This is a genomic window from Cellulomonas aerilata, assembly GCF_007991755.1.
Classification (GTDB): Bacteria; Actinomycetota; Actinomycetes; order Actinomycetales; family Cellulomonadaceae; genus Pengzhenrongella; species Pengzhenrongella aerilata.
In genome coordinates this window covers 1-14,715 of record NZ_BJYY01000001.1, presented here as the reverse complement: position 1 = coordinate 14,715, position 14,715 = coordinate 1, and the positions used below count along the sequence as shown (strand labels likewise).

The following is a 14,715-nucleotide window of genomic DNA, read 5'->3' as shown; positions in this document are numbered from 1 at the left end:
AACGCTAGACGATCGGAGGCGATCGTGGTCAATTCTGCCGCCTCCGGTCCGACCTCCGACGACGCGGGCGACCTCGCCGCTCGCGCCCTGCGCGACAGCGACGCCGCCGTGGTGATCAGCGCCGCCGCCGTCCCCGAGCCGGTGATCGCGTGGGTGAACGGGGCTTTCACCCGGGCCACCGGGTACCCCGGCCCGGAGGCGGTGGGGCGTGGGGTCGGGCTGCTCCACGGCCCGGGGACCGACCCGGTCCAGGTGCGCCGGCTGGCGCGGGCGCGCGGCGAGGGTCGCTCCGAGGTCGTCACGCTGCTGTGCTACCGCCGGGACGGCAGCACGTCCTGGAACCACGTCGCGGTCAGCCCGGTGCGCGACGACGCCGGGCGGCTCACGCACTGGATCGACGTGCACACCGACGTCACCGACAGCGTCGACGCCCCCGGGCGCGTCCCGGGCGACGTCGTGCCCGGGCGGCGGCGAGGCACCGGGCTGGGGATCGTCGCGCGGGTGTCGGAGCTGCTGGCGGACGGCGACGGTGCGCGCACGCTGACCGCCATCGCAGACCTCCTCATGCAGGACGTCGTCACGTGGGCGGGCTTCTTCCTCGACGACGGCGGCCTGCGACCGGCCGAGGACGTCGAGGTCGGCGACGTCGCCCCCGCGCGGGCCCGCCGGCACGGTCCCGCGCCACGCACGACGGTGCACGAGCAGGCGCTGGACCTGGCCGAGGCGCACTCGGCCGTCGACGCCGCGCCGGACCCGGTCCAGCAGCTCCTGGACGGGACGCTGACCGGCCCGCTGGAGCTCGCGCTGGACGCCGACCTGCCGCCCCGGTCGGCGGCGGGGTGGCTCGTCCGGCACCTGCGCGAGCGGCTGGCGGGGACGTCCGTGCCGGTCGACCGGGTGACCGTCCTGCCGGTGGACGGCCGGGAGCGGGTGCTCGGGCTGCTCGTGGTCGTGCTGCCCGCCGAGGTGGCCGGTGTGCCCGGGCCGGCGGAGAGCGTCCGGACGGTGCTGCACCTGACCGCACGGCGCGTGGGCATGGCCGTGGAGAACCAGCGGCTGCACGCGCGCGAGCACCACATCGCCCAGGCGCTGCAGCGCGCCATGCTGCCCGTGCAGGCGGAGGTCGACGGGCTCGACGTCTGGAGCCACTACGCGCCCAGCGCCGCGCACGCGCAGGTGGGCGGCGACTGGTACGACGTCCTGCAGGTGAACCCGGGCGTCGTCGTCGTCGTGGTGGGGGACGTCGTCGGGCACGACGTGGAGGCAGCGGCGTCGATGGGCCAGCTGCGGTCCGTGGTGCGCGCGTACGCGTTCGACCAGCCCAGCCCCGGGCGCGTCCTGCAGCGGGTGGACCAGCTCGTCGTGGGCATGCGCATCCCGCGGGCGGCGAGCCTGGTGCTGACCACCCTCACCCGGACGGGCGACGGCTGGGACCTGGAGTACTCGCGCGCGGGTCACCTGCCCCCGATGCTCGTGCGCCCGTCGGGCGTGCAGCCGCTCACGGGGGCGCTGGGGCTGCTGGTGGGGTACGGGGGCACCGCCCGGACCTCACGCCGGGAACGGCTGCTGCCCGGCGACGTGCTGGTGTTCTACACCGACGGGCTGGTCGAGCGGCGCGACCGGTCCCTGCGGGACGGCATGGAGGCGCTGGAGGCCGCCTGCGCCGAGCTGAGCGCGACGGACGCGGCCGGGATCGGCGAGCAGCTGCTGGCCCGGTTCGGCGACGCCCCGGAGGACGACCTGGCGGTCGTCGTGGTGCGCGTGCCGGACCCGGGCGGCGAGTCCCTCGCGCCGGGCGACCAGGAGCGCCGCCAGCGCCGGTGGCTGCTGCCGAACGAGGCGGCGTCCATCGCCCGCGCCCGGCACGCCGTGCTGCGCACGTGCCACGCCTGGGACTTCCCGGACGCCCCCGCCGCGGAGCTCGTGGTGTCCGAGCTCGTCGCGAACGCCGTCCTGCATGGCTGGGGGGACGTCGCCCTGCGGCTCGCCGACCGCGGTGACGGCCTGCGGATCGAGGTCGAGGAGGCCAACCCCGCGCCGCCCGTGCCGACCGAGGGGCACGCCGACGCGGTCGGCGGCTACGGCATGCAGATCGTCGAGCGTCTGGCCGACTGGGGCTGGCACGCCAGCGGCACCGGCAAGCTCGTCTGGGCGCACGTGCGCCCCGTCCGCCGGCGCTGACCGGCGGCACCGTGCTGACCGGCGGGACCGACCGGCGGTCACCCCGTCAGCCGGGGGCGACCTCGTCCGCGACGGGGTGACGGAACCCGCTGGGCGGCGTCGCCGGCTCGCAGCGGTGCGCGGTGTCGATGCGGAAGAGGTCCAGCGCGCCGCAGATCTCGAGCACGAACAGGTCGCGCGCGTCGGGGTTGCGCAGCACGGTGGCCCCGCCGCGGCGGCGGGAGGAGTCCGCGAGCGAGATGAGGAACGCGGCGCCGGTGGAGTCCATGAACGAGACCCGGCACATGTCGATGACCAGCAGCTGCCTGCGCAGACCGGTCACACGCGCGGTGACCTCGGGGAACTGGTCGCGCTCGACGAGGTCCAGGTCCCCGGCGACGACGAGGGTCGTCGTCGAGGGGGACGTGGCGATCTCGATCATCGGGCTCCGAGCGGTCAGGTGCGCCGCGGCGGTCCGCGGCCGGGTGGCTCGCCGGGGGACCTGGATCGGCCCGTCCCGAGGAGCCGTCCGACTGTATCCACGCGGTCCGCGGGCCGCATGCCGAGGCGGGCGCCGGGGCGCCGGCGGCCGGCGGGGGACCACAATGGCCCGGTGAGCCACGACCTCCCGAACCCGAACCTGCTCGGCGGCCCTGCCCCGACGCTGCTGCCCGCCGACCACCCGGACGCCGTCGTGCGCGCGGCTCTGGCGGACGGCACCGACCTGCGCGAGGCGGTCCGCCGGGCGCCGGCGTCGTCGTACGTCTGGGCGCTGCTCGCCGAGCAGGCGCTCGCCGGCCACGGCACGCACCCGTCCGACCCGGTCGCGGCGTACGCGTTCGCGCGGACGGGGTACCACCGCGGCCTGGACACCCTGCGGCGCGCCGGGTGGCGCGGGCAGGGTCCGATCCCGGCGTCCCACGAGCCGAACCAGGGGTTCCTGCGCGCGCTGCTCGCCCTGGCGGAGGCCGCCGAGGCGATCGGCGAGACCGACGAGGCGCAGCGGTGCCGGACGTTCCTCACCGACTCCGGGACCTCCCCGCACGAGGTCGGCGCGCTGCGCTGACGCCTGGCGGAGGGCGCCGGGCGACCCCGCGCCCCTCCGGTAGCCTTGCGCCCGGTGCCGGGCGGCTGCCGCCCGCGTGCGCGGGCGTGACGTCGCCCGCGCGTCGCCACGCAGGGACGCGCCCGCGCCGCCTGGGGACAGATGAGAGTGGGGATGGCATGCCAGCCGTCGTGGTCGTCGGAGCGCAGTGGGGCGACGAGGGCAAGGGCAAGGCGACCGACCAGCTCGGGTCGCGGGTCGACTACGTCGTGAAGTTCAACGGCGGCAACAACGCCGGGCACACGGTCGTCGTCGGCGGGGAGAAGTACGCCCTGCACCTGCTGCCGTCCGGGATCCTGTCGCCCGGCGTCGTCCCGGTGATCGGCAACGGCGTGGTGGTCGACCTCGCGGTGCTGTTCCAGGAGCTCGAGGCGCTCATCGCCCGCGGCGTGGACGTGAGCCGGCTGCGCATCTCGGGCAACGCCCACCTCATCGCGCCGTACAACCGCACGCTGGACAAGGTCAGCGAGCGGTTCCTCGGCAAGCGCCGGATCGGCACGACCGGCCGCGGCATCGGCCCGACCTACGCCGACAAGATCAACCGCGTGGGCGTGCGCGTCCAGGACCTGTTCGACGAGAACATCCTGCGGCAGAAGGTCGAGGGCGCCCTCGACCAGAAGAACCACCTGCTGGTGAAGGTCTACAACCGCCGCGCCATCACGGTCGACGAGACGGTCGACGAGCTGCTCGGCTTCGCCGAGCGGGTCCGGCCGATGGTCGGCGACACCGCCCTGGAGCTCAACAAGGCGCTGGACGCCGGCCGCACCGTGCTCTTCGAGGGCGGCCAGGCGACCATGCTCGACGTCGACCACGGCACCTACCCGTTCGTCACGTCCTCCAACGCGACCGCGGGCGGGGCGTGCACGGGATCGGGCGTGGGGCCGACGCGGATCGACCGCGTGGTCGGGGTCATCAAGGCGTACACCACGCGGGTCGGCGAGGGACCGTTCCCCACCGAGCTGCTCGACGACATGGGCGAGCACCTGCGCGCGACCGGCGGCGAGTACGGGGTCACCACCGGCCGCCCGCGCCGCTGCGGCTGGTACGACGCCGTGATCGCCCGCTACTCGGGCCGGGTCAACGGGCTCACCGACCTCGTGCTCACCAAGCTCGACGTGCTGACGGGCCTGGAGAAGATCCCGGTCTGCGTCGCCTACGACGTCGACGGCGTCCGGCACGACGAGATGCCGCAGGACCAGAGCGACTTCCACCACGCGACCCCGGTCCTGGAGGAGCTCGACGGCTGGACCGAGGACATCAGCGAGTGCCGGACGTTCGAGGAGCTGCCGAAGAACGCCCAGCGGTACGTGCTCACGCTGGAGGAGATGTCCGGCACCCGGATCTCGTCGGTCGGTGTGGGGCCGGACCGGCAGGCGACGATCGTGCGCACCGACCTGCTCTCCTGACCCGCGTGAGGGGTGGTCGCCGGTGAGCGAGCCGCAGGTGTGGCGTCCGGCGCGGCTGCCGGGCGCGCGCAGCCTGCGCGCCGGCGACGTCCGGCTGCGCCCGCTGGTCGCGGACGACGCCGCCGCGCTCTTCGCCGCCCTGGACGACCCGCGGGTCTGGCGGGCCGGCTACGGCGGCGGTCCGGCCGGACGTCCGCTGACCGCCGCGGACATGGCGGTGTTCGTCGGCCGGCTGCTCACCCTCCCCGACCACGCCCCCTTCGCGGTCACGCTGGCGCACGACGGCGACGCCGGGCCCGCCGGGACGCTGGTCGGCACGAGCAGCCTGGGCGACGCCCGCCCGACGCTCGGCCGGGTGCACCTGGGCTGGACCGCCTACGCCCCGCGGGTCTGGGGGACGCAGGTGAACCCGTCCGCCAAGCTCGCGCTGCTGCGGCACGCGTTCGAGGACTGCGGGTACCACCGGGTCAAGATCCAGACCGACGTGCGCAACGAGCGCTCGCAGGCGGCGATCGCCCGGCTCGGCGCCACCCGGGAGGGCGTGCTGCGGGGGCACCAGCCCCGCGCGGACGGGACCTGGCGGGACACCGTGGTGTTCTCGATCCTCGCCGACGAGTGGCCGGGCGTGCGCGCGGGCCTGGAGGCGCGGGTCCGCTGAGGCGCCGCCGCCGGCGCCGGCGCCGGCCGGGTCAGGTCGCGGTGTCGACCGCGAGCGCGAGGCCGATGACCCCCAGGGTGCCCACCGCGAGCGCGAGGAGCATCGACACCCCGATGAGGACGGCGTGCACGCGCAGGAACCGGGTCGGCCGACCGCCGGCGTCCCGGGACCGGGGGTCCTTGAGGATCCGCCCGAGGAACCGGGGCCAGATGAGCAGGTTCCACAGCCCGGCGAGGACGAGGACGAGGGACCAGGACAGGGGCAGCTCCACGCGTCCAGTATCCCGGCCCACCGGCCGCGTCCCGGACGGCCCCGGACCGCCGTGGCGGCGCGCACTACGCTCACGAGCCGTGAGGATCCTCGTCATCGGAACCGGTGCCCGTGAGCACGCCCTCGTCCGCGCGCTCGCCGCAGGGACCGACGGGCCGCACGAGCTGCACGCGGCCCCCGGGAACCCCGGGATCGCCGCCCTGGCCACGCTGCACGCCGTCGACCCGGTCGACCCAGCCGCGGTCGCGGGGCTGGCGTCGTCCCTCGGGGTGGACCTCGTCGTCGTCGGCCCGGAGGCACCGCTGGTGGCGGGCGTGGCGGACGCCGTCCGCGAGGCCGGGATCGCCGTCTTCGGCCCCGGCGCCGAGGCGGCCGGCCTGGAGGGGTCGAAGGCGTTCGCCAAGGACGTCATGGCCGCCGCCGGGGTGCCCACCGCGATGGCGCACGTGTGCACGACCGTCGAGGAGGTCGAGTCGGCGCTCGACGCGTTCGGCGCCCCCTACGTCGTCAAGGACGACGGGCTGGCGGCCGGCAAGGGGGTCGTGGTCACCGACGACCGGGCCGCAGCGCTCGACCACGCCCGGGCCTGCCTGCGCGGCGGCGCCGGGCGGCCCGGCACGGTCGTGGTCGAGGAGTACCTCGACGGCCCCGAGGTCTCCCTGTTCTGCCTGACCGACGGGGTCACCGTCGTCCCGCTCGCCCCCGCCCAGGACTTCAAGCGCGCGCTGGACGGTGACCGGGGACCGAACACCGGCGGCATGGGCGCCTACAGCCCGCTGCCGTGGGCGCCGCCCGGGCTCGTGGACGAGGTGGTGTCCCGTATCGCCGAGCCCACGGTCGAGGAGATGGCCAGACGCGGCTCGCCCTTCACCGGCGTCCTGTACGTCGGCCTCGCGCTGACCGGGCGCGGCCTGCGCGTGGTGGAGTTCAACGCCCGCTTCGGTGACCCGGAGACCCAGGTGGTGCTCGCCCGGCTGGTCACCCCGCTCGCCGGCGTGCTGCACGCCGCCGCCACCGGCCGGCTCGCCGACCTGCCGCCGCTGCGCTGGCGCGACGACGCGGCCGTGACCGTCGTGGTCGCCGCGCACGGCTACCCCGGCGCCGTCCGTGCCGGCGACCGGATCACCGGGGTGGACGCCGCCGAGGCGACCGGCGCCCAGGTGCTGCACGCCGGGACGTCCCTGGCCGACGACGGTGCCCTGGTCGCCTCGGGCGGGCGGGTGCTGTCCGTGGTGGGGGTCGGGCCGGACCTGCCGGCGGCGCGGGCGGCGGCCTACGCGGGGGTGGAGCGCCTGGACCTGCCCGGCTCCCACCACCGCACCGACATCGCGCTCGCCGTCGCGGGCACGTCGTCGGGCACGTCGGCCGGCACGGCGTCGGGCACGGCGTCGGGCACGGCGTCGGGCACGGCGACCGGCACGGCGACCGGCACGGCGTCGGGCACGGTGACGGCATGAGCGCCGGGCTCCCCGGCCCCGGGCAGGCGGCGCACGGCGCACCGGACCTGCCGGGCTGGCGGCACACCTACGCCGGCAAGGTCCGCGACCTGTACCTGCCGGACGGCGACCACCCGGCCGGGGACGTCGTCCTCGTGGTGGCCAGCGACCGGATCAGCGCGTACGACCACGTGCTCCCCACGCCGGTCCCCGGCAAGGGCACCGTGCTCACCCAGCTCAGCCTGTGGTGGTTCGAGCAGCTCGCCGACCTCGTCCCCCACCACGTCGTGACCGCCGACCGCGGGCCGCACGGCGTGCCCGACGCCGTCGCCGGCCGCGCCATGGTGTGCCGGCGGCTGGACATGTACCCGGTGGAGTGCGTCGCCCGCGGGTACCTCACCGGGTCCGGGCTGGCCGAGTACCGCACGACCGGCGAGGTCTGCGGCATCCCGCTCGAGCCGGGTCTCGTCGACGGCTCCCGGCTGCCGCACCCGCTGTTCACCCCGGCCACGAAGGCCGCGGTCGGCGAGCACGACGAGAACGTCTCCTTCGACGTCGTGGCCGCGCAGATCGGCGCCGACGCCGCCGAGCGGCTGCGCGACCTCACGCTGGCCGTCTACACGCGGGCCGAGGCGATCGCCCGCGAGCGGGGCGTCATCCTCGCGGACACCAAGCTCGAGTTCGGGACCGCGCCCGCGGGCCTGGGGGGCGCTGGGACGGTCGTGCTCGGCGACGAGGTGCTGACCCCGGACTCCTCGCGGTTCTGGCCGGCGGACGCGTGGCAGCCGGGTCGTCCGCAGGAGAGCTTCGACAAGCAGTACGTCCGGGACTGGTTGACGTCCGCCGCCTCGGGGTGGGACCGGACCTCCGACGAGCCGCCGCCGCCCCTGCCCGACGACGTCGTGGAACGCACCCGCGACCGCTACCTCGAGGCCTACGAGCGCCTCACCGGGGCGCCGCTGACCTGACACCTCGGTCGCACGGGGACGGCTGGTGGCGAGCCGGCCGGGAGCCGGTCGGCGTCCGGACTTAGGTTAGCCTTGGCTTCAGCCGACCGACCTGCGTGAGCCGCGAGCGGTCGACCCTTCCCCGGTGGCGGCCCCGCCGTCCACCCGATCTGAGTGGAGCCCCCGTGCGCGCACGACCCGTCACCTCCCCGCGCCGGCTGCTCGGCACCCTCGCGGCCGCCGGCGCCGTCCTGACCCTGGCCGCCTGCGGCGGCGGCAGCGACGCCGGGGCGCCCGAGGCGTCCGGCAGCCCGTCCACCGGGTCGTCCACCGGGTCGGCCTCCGAGGGCGCCTTCCCGGTCACCATCGACAGCGCGCTGGGCGAGGCCACGATCGAGGAGGCGCCGCAGCGGGTCGTCACCGTCGGGTGGGCCGCGCAGGACGCCGCGGTCGCCCTCGGCGTCACCCCGGTCGGCATCCCGACCGACGCGTGGTCCGGCGACGCCGAGGGCTACCAGCCGTGGTTCCGCGAGGCCGTCGAGGACGACGGCGGCGACCTGCCGACCACCTACGCGGACCTGCCCACGGTCGACGTCGAGGCCATCGTGGAGATGGAGCCGGACGTCGTCCTCGCGCCGCTGTCCGGGCTGGACCAGGGCGTCTACGACCAGCTCTCCGCCTTCGCCCCCGTGGTCGCCTACCCGGACGGGCCGTGGATCAGCACCTGGCAGGAGGTCATCGACCTCACCGGGCAGGCGCTGGGCAAGCCCGACGAGGCCGCCGAGCTCGTCGCCTCGGTGGAGGACATGATCACGGGCGCCGGCGCCGAGAACGGCGACCTGGCCGGCAAGACCTTCGCCTACGCCTACATCGGCGAGCCCGGGCAGCTGGCCTTCTACCCCGAGACCGACGCACGCGTCTCGTTCCTCACCAGCCTCGGCATGGAGCTGGCCCCGTCGGTCGCCGCCCTGGAGATCCCCGAGGGCAGCTTCTACGCCTCCATCAGCCTGGAGAACGCCGACGTGCTGGACGACGTCGACGTCCTGATCAGCTGGTACAACAGCCCCGAGGAGCAGGCGGCCGCCGAGTCCCAGCCGCTCTTCGCCCAGATCCCGGCGGTCCAGCGCGGCTCCTACCTGCCGATGGTCGACCGCCAGCTCGCCGCCGCGACGACCGTCGTCACGCCGCTGTCGGTGCCGTGGGCGATCGACCGGTACGTCCCGCTCGTCGCCGAAGCCGCGGCGAAGGCCTGACCGACCTCGCCCGAGCCCACCCGTCCCTGCCATGACGACGACGACGGCCACACCGCCGCCGGCCGGTGCCACGACCGTGGTCCCCGGCCGGCGGCGCCGTGGCGGGCGGCTCGGCGTCGGGCTCGCGGTGACGCTGGCCGCGCTCGTGCTGGCGGTGGGTCTGAGCCTGGCCGTCGGGGCGCGCAGCGTCCCGCTCGGCGACGTGTGGGCGGGCCTGTTCGACCCCGACGGGACGTACGCGAGCGCCGTCGTCGCCGGCCGGGTGCCGCGGACGGTCCTCGGGCTCCTGGTCGGCAGCGCGCTGGCGGTGTCCGGGGCGCTCATCCAGGGCCTGACCCGCAACCCGCTCGGTGACCCGGGTCTGCTCGGGATCAACGCCGGCGCCGCCGCGTCGGTGGTGACCGTGACCGCGCTGCTCGGCGCCGGGTCGACGACGCGGCAGGTGTGGGCGGCGCTGCCGGGCGCCCTGCTGGCCGCGGTGGTCGTCTACGTCGTCGGGTCGGCGGGACGGGGCTCGACACCGGTGCGGCTCGTCCTGGCCGGTGCCGCGGTGGGCGCGGCGCTGCAGGCGTACGTCGGGGCGGTGTCGCTGTCCCTGCCCACGGTCTTCGTCGACTACCGCGAGTGGGCCGTCGGCTCGTTCGCCGGGCGCGATCCGGAGGTGGCGACCGCGATCGCCCCGTTCGTCGTCGCCGGGCTGGTCGTGGCGCTCGCCCTGGCCCGCTCGCTCAACGGCCTGGCGCTCGGTGAGGAGAGCGCCACGGCGCTCGGCGTGGCGACCCTGCGCACCCGGGTCCTCGGCGGGGCGACCGCGGCGCTGCTCGCCGCCGCCGCGACCGCGGCGGTGGGGCCCATCGCGTTCGTCGGCCTCGCGGTGCCGCACGTCGTGCGCGCGTTCACCGGCCCCGACTTCCGCTGGCAGCTGCCGTACTGCGTGCTGGCCGGGCCCCTGCTCGTGCTGCTCGCCGACGTGCTCGGCCGGGTCGTGGTGCGACCCGCCGAGCTGATGGTCGGCGTGGTGACCGCGTTCCTCGGCGCCCCGGTGCTCGTCGCGGTCATCCGCCGGCGCTCGGTGGCGGCGCTGTGAGCCGGGCGCCCGCCGCCGTGCCGACCGTGGCGACCCTGCCCGCGCCCGCGGCGTCGCCGGACCGGTGGCGCGCGCTGACCGGTCACCCGCTGCGCGGCCGGGCCGTCGTCGGCGTCGCCGTCCTGGTCGTCGCCCTGCTCGTCGGGGCGGTCCTGTCGCTGACCGCCGGGCGCCTGGGCGTGCCGATCGGGGACCTGCCGTCCGCCCTGGCCGGAACCGGCAGCCGGGCCCAGACCACCGTGCTAACCGCCCTGCGGCTGCCGCGGCTGGGGGTCGCCGTGGCCGCCGGCGCCGCGCTGGGCGCCGCCGGGGCGGTGTTCCAGAGCGTCACCCGCAACCCGCTCGGCAGCCCCGACGTCATCGGGCTCGGCGCGGGCGCGGCGGCGGGCGCGGCCGCCGCCGCGCTCGTGTGGCCCGGAGTGGTGCCGGTCGCCGTCGGCGCGCTGATCGGGTCGGTGCTGGCGACCGTGGCGGTGGTCGCCGGCGCGGGCGGCGGTGCCACGGCCCCGCTGCGCATGGTGGTCGTCGGCATCGGCGTCGCCGCGATGGCGCTCGCGTTCGTCCAGTACGCGCTCAGCCGGGCCCGCCTCGCCGACGCCCAGCAGGTCGACGCGTGGCTCCATGGCGGGCTGGACGGTCGCCGGGTCGCGGACGTCACCCTCGTCGCCGTCGCCCTCGTCGTGCTGCTGCCGCTCGCGCTCGCACTGTCACCCCGGCTGCAGCTGCTGGAGATGGGCGACGACGCCGCCACCGGCCTCGGCGTGCGGCCCGGTCGCACCCGCGCGGCCGCCGTGGTCGTCGGGGTGCTGCTCACCACGGCCGCCGTCACCGCGAGCGGCCCGATCACCTTCGTCGCGCTCGCGGCCCCGCAGATCGCGCGGCGCCTGCTGCGCTCCACCGGCCCCGGCATGGCGGCCGCGGCCCTCACCGGCGCCACTCTGCTCGTGCTCGCCGACGTCGTCGCGCAGAACCTGCCGCTCCCGGTGCGGCTGCCGGTGGGTATCGTCACGGCGGCGCTGGGCGGCGTCTACCTGGCCGCCCTGCTCGTGCGCGAGTGGCGGAAGGGGACGGTGTGAGCGGCGACGGCACGCAGGACCGGCTCTCCGCCCAGGGGCTGCGCCTGGCCTACGACGACCGGGTGGTGGTGGACGGCCTGACGGTCACCATCCCGGACGGCTCGTTCACGGTGATCGTCGGCCCGAACGCGTGCGGCAAGTCCACCCTGCTGCGCGCCCTGGCCCGCACGCTCACCCCGCGCGCCGGGGCCGTGCTCCTCGACGGCCGCCCCATCCTCGACCTGGCCAGCAAGGACGTCGCGCGCAGGCTCGCGCTGCTGCCGCAGTCCCCGCTCGCGCCGGCGTCCATCACCGTGGAGGACCTGGTCTCCCGCGGCCGGTTCCCGTACCAGCGGCTGCTGCGGCAGTGGTCGGCCGACGACGCCCGCGCCGTCGCCGCCGCGATGGCGGCGACCGGTGTCGCGGACCTGGCGCGGCGACCGGTCGACGAGCTGTCCGGCGGGCAGCGCCAGCGTGTCTGGCTCGCCATGTCCCTCGCGCAGGAGACGCCCCTGCTGCTCCTGGACGAGCCCACGACCTTCCTCGACATCGCGCACCAGCACGAGGTCCTGGACCTGTGCGCCGAGCTGCACGAGGCGGGACGGACGCTGGTCGCCGTCCTGCACGACCTCAACCAGGCGTCCCGCTACGCGACCCACCTCATCGCGATGAAGGACGGTCGGGTCGTCGCCCAGGGCGCCCCCGCCGAGGTGGTCACCGCCGAGCGGATCCGCGACGTCTTCGGGCTCGCGTGCCGGGTGCTGCCCGACCCGGAGACCGGCACGCCGATGGTCGTGCCCGCCCGGCGGGGTGCGCACACCCGGGCGTCGTCCGACCTGCCGGTCCCGCCGAGCCCGGTGGCCTCGCCGTGATCGACACCCCGGTCTACCGGCTCGACGACGACGCCGCCCTGCGCGACCTCGTCCGCACCCACGGCTGGGCCACGCTCGTGAGCCACCCGCCGACCGGGCTCGTCGCGTCGCACGTCCCGGTCCTGCTCGAGGACGGGCCTGGCCTGAGCGTCGTGGGGCACCTGGGCCGGCCGGACGACGTCGAGCACGCGCTCGGCACCCACGAGGTGCTGCTGCTGGTCGCCGGGCCGCACGGCTACGTCTCGCCGGGCTGGTACGGGTACGCCCCGGCGCTGCCGACGTGGAACTACGTCGCGGCGCACCTGTACGGCACGCCGGAGGTGCTCGGGCCGGAGGAGACGTACCGGGTGCTGTCCGACACGGTCGACCACTACGAGGGGGTCCGTGCGGACCCCGTGCGGCTCGACCCCGTCGCCGACCACGCCCGCCGGGTCGCCCGAGGAGCCGTCGGCTTCCGGCTGCGGATCACCCGCGTCCAGGCCAAGGCCAAGCTCAGCCAGGACAAGCCGGCCGACGTGGTGCAGCGGGTCATCGCCGCCCTGGACGCCGACCCGCAGTACGCCAACCCCGCACTGGCGGACCGCATGCGCGCCGAGCACGGACCCGGACGGGCGTGACGCCGGAGGCGGTGCCTGCCCTGCTGCTCACGGGCGCGCGGCTCGTCGGTGCGCCGTCGGGGGAGCCCGTGGACGTGCTCCTGCGGGACGGACGCGTCGCGGCGATCGGGGCCGGTCTCGCCGGTGCCCCGGGCACGGCCGGCGCGGACCGGGTGGCGCTGGGCGGGCGGACCCTGCTGCGCGGCCTGCGTGACGCGCACGTGCACATGGCGCAGTGGGCGCTGACCCGGCGACGGCTGGACCTCTCCGGTGCCCGGTCGGTCGAGGACGCGGTCTCGCTCACCGTCGCCCGCCTGACCGCCGACGCGCGGGCGCGGTCCTCCGGCTCCGGCGCCGGCGTCCTGGTGGGGATGGGGTTCCGGGACGGGCTGTGGCCGGAGCCCCCGACGGCACGCCGGCTGGACGAGGGTCTGCGCGCCGCCGGGCACGGTGACGCGGCGGTCTTCCTGATGTCCGGCGACCTGCACAGCGCCTGGCTGAGCACCCCGGCGCTGTCGCGGCTGGGTCGTGCCGGGCACCCGACCGGGCTGCTGCGCGAGGACGAGTGGATGCCGCTCATGAACGACCTCGAGCACGTGCCCGCCCACCGCCTCGACGCGTTCGTGGACGACGCCGCCCGCGCGGCCGCCGCGCGCGGCGTCACCACGGTCGTGGACCTGGAGATCGACGACACCCTGCGCAGCTGGACGCGCCGGGTCGCCACCGGTACCGACGTGCTGCGGGTCGCGGCGGGGGTCTGGCCGGACCACCTCGACGGAGCGGTCGCGCGCGGCCTGGCAACCGGCGACGTCGTCCCCGGCACCGGCGGGCTGGTCACGCTGGGGCCGCTCAAGGTGATCAGCGACGGGTCGCTGAACACGCGGACCGCGTTCTGCCGCGACCCGTACCCCGGGCGCTCGGGCGCTGCCGGCGACCGAGCAGACGGCCACGGCCTGCTGACCGTGGCACCGGCGGACCTCGTCCGGCTCATGGCCGAGGCGCACCGGCACGGCCTCGCGTGCGCGATCCACGCGATCGGCGACGAGGCGAACCGGCTGGTGCTGGACGCGTTCGCCGCGACCGGGGCGCGCGGGTCGGTGGAGCACGCCCAGCTGCTGCTCGACGGCGACGCGCAGCGATTCGCCGCCCTCGGCGTGGTGGCGAGCGTCCAGCCCGAGCACGCGATGGACGACCGCGACGTCGCCGACCGGTGGTGGCCGAACCGCACCGGGCGCGCGTTCGCGCTGCGCACGCTGCTGGACGCTGGCGTGACGCTGGCCCTGGGGTCGGACGCACCGGTCGCGCCGCTGGACCCGTGGCTGGCGATCGCGGCGGCCGTGCACCGCGCCCGGGACGGGCGTGAGCCGTGGCACCCGGAGCAGCGGATCTCCGTCACGGAGGCGCTGGACGCCTCCACCGGTGGCCGCGCGGTGCCCCGGGTCGGCGACCGTGCCGACCTCGTCGTGGTCGACGTCGACCCGCACGTGGCCGACGCGGCGACGCTGCGGGCGATGCCGGTGAGCGGGACGCTCCTGGGTGGCCGCTGGACCTGGGGGCCGCACGGGCGCTGAGGCACGGGTGCTGCGACGGTCAGGCTCCGTCGTCGATGCAGGGGTCGTCCAGCTCGCGTCCGGCGGCGTCGGTGAACACCCACCGCGGGCCCTGCCGGTGGATCTCGATCCCGCGCGCATGCACGTACCCGTGGTGGTGCCAGCACAGCAGGATCCCGTTCGCCACGCTCGTGCTGCCGTGATCGCGCGCCCAGTGTCGGACGTGGTGACATTCCGACAACGTCGGCGGTGCGCTGCACCCGGGGAACCGGCAATGCCGGTCCCGGGCGATGATCGCATTCCGCCTGGCCCGGGTGAAC

General features: G+C 76.4%; 15 protein-coding genes. 12 read left to right on the top strand and 3 right to left on the bottom strand.

Annotation, left to right across the window (positions count from 1 at the left end; genetic code table 11):
* The first annotated feature begins 24 nt into the window (after window positions 1-24).
* A complete protein-coding gene (locus CAE01nite_RS00070) occupies window positions 25-2,181 on the top strand; it encodes a SpoIIE family protein phosphatase (RefSeq protein ID WP_146898344.1) in 2,157 nt (718 codons plus the stop codon).
* A gap of 46 nt (window positions 2,182-2,227) precedes the next feature.
* Here CAE01nite_RS00070 and CAE01nite_RS00065 read toward each other — a convergent pair whose 3' ends face one another.
* A complete protein-coding gene (locus CAE01nite_RS00065) occupies window positions 2,228-2,602 on the bottom strand; it encodes an STAS domain-containing protein (RefSeq protein WP_146898342.1) in 375 nt (124 codons plus the stop codon).
* Between the two features lie 171 nt (window positions 2,603-2,773).
* Between CAE01nite_RS00065 and CAE01nite_RS00060 the strand changes: the two genes are divergently transcribed.
* The 3 genes from CAE01nite_RS00060 (at window position 2,774) to CAE01nite_RS00050 (ending at window position 5,329) form a co-directional block, all read left to right on the top strand.
* On the top strand, window positions 2,774-3,226 hold the full coding sequence (locus CAE01nite_RS00060; RefSeq protein WP_246130904.1) for a DUF3151 domain-containing protein: 453 nt from the start codon (window positions 2,774-2,776) through the stop codon (window positions 3,224-3,226).
* Window positions 3,227-3,384: 158 nt separating this feature from the next.
* Window positions 3,385-4,671, top strand: coding sequence for an adenylosuccinate synthase (locus CAE01nite_RS00055; protein ID WP_146898337.1), 1,287 nt, complete (start codon window positions 3,385-3,387; stop codon window positions 4,669-4,671).
* Window positions 4,672-4,693: 22 nt separating this feature from the next.
* Entirely contained in the window at window positions 4,694-5,329 is a 636-nt protein-coding gene (locus CAE01nite_RS00050) for a GNAT family N-acetyltransferase (protein ID WP_246130903.1), read from the top strand.
* Between the two features lie 31 nt (window positions 5,330-5,360).
* On the opposite strand, the gene CAE01nite_RS00045 is transcribed toward CAE01nite_RS00050, so the two are convergent.
* The gene (locus CAE01nite_RS00045) at window positions 5,361-5,600 is read right to left on the bottom strand and encodes an SCO4848 family membrane protein (RefSeq protein WP_146898335.1); all 240 of its coding nucleotides are present in this window, start codon (window positions 5,598-5,600) and stop codon (window positions 5,361-5,363) included.
* A gap of 79 nt (window positions 5,601-5,679) precedes the next feature.
* Here CAE01nite_RS00045 and purD point away from each other — a divergent pair, with 79 nt between their 5' ends.
* The 8 genes from purD to CAE01nite_RS00005 all read left to right on the top strand — a co-directional run bounded on the left by purD (window position 5,680) and on the right by CAE01nite_RS00005 (window position 14,416).
* Window positions 5,680-7,056: a phosphoribosylamine--glycine ligase gene (purD, locus tag CAE01nite_RS00040; RefSeq protein ID WP_146898334.1), complete on the top strand. Its 1,377-nt coding sequence runs from the start codon at window positions 5,680-5,682 to the stop codon at window positions 7,054-7,056.
* A complete protein-coding gene (locus tag CAE01nite_RS00035) occupies window positions 7,053-8,003 on the top strand; it encodes a phosphoribosylaminoimidazolesuccinocarboxamide synthase (RefSeq protein WP_146898332.1) in 951 nt (316 codons plus the stop codon). Before purD ends, CAE01nite_RS00035 begins: the two co-directional genes overlap by 4 nt.
* 164 nt (window positions 8,004-8,167) lie before the next feature.
* Entirely contained in the window at window positions 8,168-9,235 is a 1,068-nt protein-coding gene (locus tag CAE01nite_RS00030) for an iron-siderophore ABC transporter substrate-binding protein (protein WP_246130902.1), read from the top strand.
* 31 nt (window positions 9,236-9,266) lie between these two features.
* Complete coding sequence (locus CAE01nite_RS00025) at window positions 9,267-10,322, top strand: FecCD family ABC transporter permease (RefSeq protein ID WP_146898330.1); 1,056 nt, start codon at window positions 9,267-9,269, stop codon at window positions 10,320-10,322.
* Window positions 10,319-11,398: a FecCD family ABC transporter permease gene (locus CAE01nite_RS00020; RefSeq protein ID WP_246130901.1), complete on the top strand. Its 1,080-nt coding sequence runs from the start codon at window positions 10,319-10,321 to the stop codon at window positions 11,396-11,398. The genes CAE01nite_RS00025 and CAE01nite_RS00020 overlap by 4 nt, the downstream gene beginning before the upstream one ends.
* Complete coding sequence (locus CAE01nite_RS00015) at window positions 11,395-12,249, top strand: ABC transporter ATP-binding protein (protein ID WP_146898328.1); 855 nt, start codon at window positions 11,395-11,397, stop codon at window positions 12,247-12,249. The genes CAE01nite_RS00020 and CAE01nite_RS00015 overlap by 4 nt, the downstream gene beginning before the upstream one ends.
* Complete coding sequence (locus CAE01nite_RS00010; protein WP_146898326.1) at window positions 12,246-12,866, top strand: FMN-binding negative transcriptional regulator; 621 nt, start codon at window positions 12,246-12,248, stop codon at window positions 12,864-12,866. The genes CAE01nite_RS00015 and CAE01nite_RS00010 overlap by 4 nt, the downstream gene beginning before the upstream one ends.
* Window positions 12,867-12,877: 11 nt before the next feature.
* Complete coding sequence (locus tag CAE01nite_RS00005) at window positions 12,878-14,416, top strand: amidohydrolase (protein ID WP_146898324.1); 1,539 nt, start codon at window positions 12,878-12,880, stop codon at window positions 14,414-14,416.
* A 19-nt stretch (window positions 14,417-14,435) separates the two neighbouring features.
* Here CAE01nite_RS00005 and CAE01nite_RS18295 read toward each other — a convergent pair.
* On the bottom strand, window positions 14,436-14,715 hold a 280-nt coding region (locus CAE01nite_RS18295; RefSeq protein WP_222595771.1), incomplete at its 5' end, for an HNH endonuclease signature motif containing protein.